Annotated in this window: 1 protein-coding gene; it reads right to left on the bottom strand. The window is 74.3% G+C overall.

Annotated elements, in window-relative coordinates; translation table 11 throughout:
* Positions 1–112 precede the first annotated feature (112 nt).
* The coding region (locus ACFV6I_RS38645) for a M28 family metallopeptidase (RefSeq protein ID WP_380430868.1) at positions 113–1,208 on the bottom strand (1,096 nt) is incomplete at its 5' end.

Here is a 1,208-nt window from a genome sequence, read left to right as displayed (position 1 = left end):
GGGCGGGGGGGGCGCGGGGGCGGGGGGGCCGATGGGCGGCCGCGCCCGGCGGCGCCGGCGGGTGGGGCGGGTGGGCCCGCCGCCCGAGGACGGCAGCGGGCCCACCCGGGCGTCAGGCCGTCACCTCGTGGGCGTGGCCCCCGCTCATACCGCCGCCGCCACCCGCCTGGCCGGCGGGGCGCTGCGGCGGCACGGGCCGGTTCAGTGAGGAGAGGTCCCAGGCGTAGGTGCCGACGGCATGCGCGATCACATCGATGTTGACGTCGAAGGCGTCCATGTCGATGTTCTTCAAGCCGTCGCAGGCCTTGTGGTAGCAGGCGTCGAAGGCCACGCCCGCCGTGCCGCCGTAACGCTCCTCCTGCGCCGGCGACTTGACCACCTCGGCGCCGGTGTCGGTGCCGCCGGCCGGGATGCCCGCGTCGATGAACGGGCCGTAGTCGGAGCGGCCGTTGAAGGCGGTCGGCTCGTGCGGCAGGCCCCGGCCGTCCAGGTACCCGGTGAGGTCCCGCTCGATCTGCGCCGAGCCCTCGGGGCCGGCGCCGCCGCCGGTGCTGCCCGAGCCGTCGTAGACGAACTGCGCGTAGTTGGGAGAGGCGATCATGTCGAAGTTGAGGTAGAGCCTGACCTTCTTCCGGTCCGCCTCGGAGAGCGACTTCACGTACGCCTCCGAGCCCTTGAGGCCGAACTCCTCGGCGGACCACCAGGCGAACCTGACCTTGTTCTTCACCGGGTGGACGGTCAGGTTGCGCGCGACCTCCAGGATGCCCGCCGCACCGGAGCCGTTGTCGTTGATGCCGGGCCCGGCCGGGACGGAGTCCAGGTGCGCCCCGACCATCACGGTGTCGGCCGGGTCTCCGCCCCTGGTCTCGGCGATGACGTTCCAGGTCTTGCGCGGCTCCATGAAGGTACGGATGTCGAGGTTCAGCCGCACCTGGCCGGCGGCGGCCTTCGCGGCCAGCGCCTCCCCGGCGGCCCGGGTGATCCCGCCGACGGGGATCCTGCCGGCCGCAGGGTCCCCGAGGGTGCCGTTGAGGTCGCCCTCGGTGTTGTTGTAGATGATCGCGCCCACCGCGCCGGCCGTCGCGGCCGCGGCCTGCTTGACGGCGAAGCCGCAGCCGCCGCGCTGGATCAGCGCGATCCGACCGGTGAACGCGCCGACCGGGTAGTCGGTGGGCGCGCAGCCGGGCGCGGCCCTGACCGGGGCGACC

The sequence above is a fragment of the Kitasatospora sp. NPDC059803 genome, assembly GCF_042732255.1.
In the GTDB taxonomy this organism is placed as follows: domain Bacteria; phylum Actinomycetota; class Actinomycetes; order Streptomycetales; family Streptomycetaceae; genus Kitasatospora.
The sequence above is the reverse complement of the archived record's forward strand: the minus strand, read 5'-3'. Positions and strand labels throughout refer to the sequence as shown.